The following is a 3819-nucleotide window of genomic DNA, read 5'->3' as shown; positions in this document are numbered from 1 at the left end:
GGGTTACTTCGATTCGGCGGCCGGCGCGCCCGCGGGACGACCCACGGCGCGACGACGCGGCTTGCGCTCCGGGACGACCACCGGCTCCGCCGCGAAGTCCACGACGGCCGCCGCGGGCGGCTGCTCGTTCGCCGACAGGACGAACACTGCTCCCGCGCTGTCCGGCGCGGGCGCTGCCGTCGACCGGGCTACGCGACGCCTACGCGGTGCCCGCGGTGCGGGTTCCGCGGCGGCAGCAGCCGGTTCGGGCTCAGCGACCGGGGCCGGCTGCGCGGTCTCGACCGCGGCCGGTTCGGGCTGCGAGGTCTCGACGACCGGGGTCTCGGCGACCGGGGTCTCGGCGACAGCGGCGGTATCGGCAGCTGCCGAGATCACCGCTTCCTCCTCGGCCTCGGGTGCCTCGGGTTCCGCCTCGCCGGAGATGACCCCGGTGAGCGGCCCCTCGGTGCTCTGCTCGGTATTCGCCGCGGCGGCACCACGACCCGACCGGCGCGACCGCGAACGCGACCGCGACCTGGTGGGCTCGGCGGGCGCTTCCTCGACGACCTCGGTGTGCTCGTCGCTGGACTCGTCGTCGTGATGACCTGCCATCGCGAGTACCACCGGGTGGGCCCGCTTGACCGCGATGTCCTCTTCGGCGTGCTCGGCGGCCGGTGCGGTGCCGTTGGTCGCGGGCGCCGCGGCGGCCGCGGGCTTGTCGCGATCCTTACCGCGACGACGACGCGAACCGCCCTCCTTCGACCGCGGCTCCTCGACCCCGGACCCGGAATCCACCGGGTAGGAGTGCACGAGAATGCCGCGACCGTGGCAGTGCTCACAGGTGGTGGAGAACGCCTCGACCAGTCCGGTGCCCAGCTTCTTGCGGGTCATCTGGACCAGGCCCAGCGAGGTGACCTCCGACACCTGGTGGCGGGTGCGGTCGCGTCCGAGCGCCTCGGTGAGACGACGGAGCACCAGGTCACGGTTGGATTCGAGAACCATGTCGATGAAGTCGACGACGATCATGCCGCCGATATCGCGCAGCCGCATCTGGCGCACGATCTCCTCGGCCGCTTCCAGGTTGTTCTTGGTGACGGTCTCTTCGAGGTTCGACGAGCCCGAGCCGGTGAACTTGCCGGTGTTGACGTCGACGACGGTCATCGCCTCGGTGCGGTCGATCACCAGGGTGCCGCCCGAGGGCAGCCACACCTTGCGATCGAGCGCCTTGGCCAGCTGCTCGTCGATCCGGAAGGCGTCGAACACGTCGACACCGTTGTTCTCGTGCCGGTTGACCCGCGGCAGCAGGTCGGGCGCCACCGTGCGGACGTAGGTTTCGACGGTGCTCCACGCGCGGTCACCTTCGATGACCAGCTTGGCGAAGTCCTCGTTGAACAGGTCGCGGATGACCTTGACCAGCATGTCGGGCTCTTCGTAGAGGGCCTTCGGTGCGTTGGTCTCCTTGGCGGCGGCCTCTTCGATGGTGCGCCAGGCGGCCTGCAGCCGCTCGACGTCGCGAGCCAGTTCGGGCTCGCTGACACCCTCGGACGCGGTCCGGATGATCACCCCGGCGTCGGACGGAACGATCTCGCGCAGGATCTCCTTGAGCCGCTTGCGCTCGGTATCGGGCAGCTTGCGACTGATCCCGGTCGACGTGCCACCGGGCACGTACACCAGGAAGCGACCCGCGAGGGAGATCTGGGTGGTGAGGCGGGCGCCCTTGTGACCCACCGGGTCCTTGGACACCTGCACCAGCACCTGATCGCCGGGCTTGAGCGCCTGCTCGATCTTGCGCTCGCGACCGCCTAGACCGGCGGCTTCCCAGTTCACCTCACCGGCGTAGAGCACACCGTTGCGGCCGCGGCCGATGTCGATGAACGCCGCCTCCATGCTGGGCAGCACGTTCTGGACCTTGCCGAGGTAGACATTGCCCACCATCGACGCCTGACCGGAACTGGTGACGAAGTGCTCGACGAGGATGTTGTCCTCGAGGACCGCCACCTGGGTGGTGGTCTGGTGACCGGGCGCGTGCTCGGCGGGGTCGAACGCCTTCTCGCGCACGACCATCACCCGGTCGACCGCCTCGCGGCGAGCCAGGAACTCCGACTCGGTCAGGATCGGCGGACGACGACGCCCGGCTTCCCGGCCGTCACGGCGACGCTGACGCTTCGCTTCCAGCCGGGTGGAGCCGGAGATGCCCTGCACTTCGTCGGGGTTGCTCGCGCTGGAACGGCCGCGGCTCTTGTTGCGGGGCTCGCGCTCGTGCACCACGGTGTTCGGCGGATCGTCTTCGGTCGCCGACTCGGCGTCGGCGGACTCACCACCGACCTTGCGGCGACGGCGACGACGGCGACGACGGCTCGCGCCATCGGAGGAGCCGTCTTCGTCATCGGTGTCGGATTCGGTGTCCTCGGCCTGCTCGGCTTCGGCGGTGACCTGCTCGGCCGGCTGCTCGGCCTCGTCGGTGTCGTCGTCATCACTGTCGGAGTCGGTGTCCTCGCCGTCGGCGGACTGCTCGCCACGACCACGACCCCGGCCACGACGGCCACGACGGCGGCGGCGCGGCTGGCCGTCGGCGTCGTTGTCACCGGACTGATCGGCGGACTCGTCCTCGGCCTCGGCGTCGAGCTCCTCGGCCTTGGGCGCGACGGTTTCCTCCACCGACGGCGCGGTGGGCTCTTCGATCTTCTTGGGAGCCCGTTCGGCCCGACGGCGTTTGCGGGTCTCCTCGGCGGCGGTGGCGTCCGGCGGGAGGAACAACGGCATATCCACCGAGGCAGGCGCCTCGAAGGTCACCGGCTCGGCCCGCACGGGGGATTCCGACGCCCGGTGGGTGAACAGATCCGTGTGCGCGTCCTCGCGCATCGCGGCGAACACCTCGTCGGTGCGCGCGACGTGGGGCGCGGAGAACAGCGACGCGGGCGCCGCGGACGTGTCGGCCGGCTGCTCGGCGACGGGGGTGGACGCGGCACTCTTCTTCGCGCGCGTCGTGGGTGCGGGTGCGGGTGCTGAAGGTTCGCCGGGTTCGGCGTCAGCGGCGGCGATCGCGTCGCGCACCGTTTCGGCGACCGAACGGTCGACATTGGATTGAACGCTGCGCGCCTCGGCGCCCAACTCGGCCAGTTTGGCCAGGATGCGTTTGCTGGTCACTCCCAACCGCTTGGCCAGTGCATGAACTCGAATTCGCTCCGGCAATTGATCGGCATCCTGTTGTGTTGTGTCCAGCGGCTCTTTTTCGGCCACGAAGTCTCCTCGGGCCCCCGGGCGCGTCCTTCCCCGGTACGGGAGTGACGCGGCCGACGCGGGGGCATCGTCCGTGCACCTCGTACCCGATGGTACGAGGGTCATCTGGTCTCGCCCCGCGTGTCCGGTCGCACCTTGATCGATCATCTGGCGGGCCAACCGGTCACACGGCGCCTGGCTGTACGGCGTGGCACCGCGCTTTCGAGCGCTCATCCAGCGTGCCTGCGCGGGCGACCCCAGCAACAGGGCCATCCGTGGCAGCGATGATCGGCATCAACCGCGGTGTCATCCGGTCATGTCCGACACCGCGTCACGTACCTGCGCGACAGGTCGGCGTCGAACACATCCGTAATCAGTATCCCATACGGTTCGCGCGGGGATCGCCATCGGCGCAACTCACGCGAACTCCGCCCCGCTCACGGCGGTGGTATCACCCGGTGGATCCGGCAAGCGAGGGTGCCCCGGCCGAGCGGAGTTCGATACCGCCTGACCGGGTGTCCTTCTACCTTTGCTGCGCTACCGACCGCTGCGGGTCAGGCGGGGAATTCGGGGAACCAGAGGGCGATCTCGCGCTTGGCGGACTCGGGCGAGTCGGATCCG

Annotated in this window: 1 protein-coding gene; it reads right to left on the bottom strand. The window is 69.9% G+C overall.

Going from position 1 to position 3819, the window contains the following annotated elements:
• Positions 1-3: 3 nt before the first annotated feature.
• Positions 4-3219, bottom strand: coding sequence for a translation initiation factor IF-2 N-terminal domain-containing protein (locus ACFWF3_RS27600; RefSeq protein WP_379316324.1), 3216 nt, complete (start codon positions 3217-3219; stop codon positions 4-6).
• Between the last annotated feature and the right edge of the window lie 600 nt (positions 3220-3819).

Origin of the sequence: Nocardia sp. NPDC060220, from assembly GCF_042727815.1 — a bacterium.
Taxonomy (GTDB): domain Bacteria; phylum Actinomycetota; class Actinomycetes; order Mycobacteriales; family Mycobacteriaceae; genus Nocardia.
Note: the sequence above shows the minus strand (reverse complement) of the source record. Positions and strands in the feature narration are given on the sequence as shown.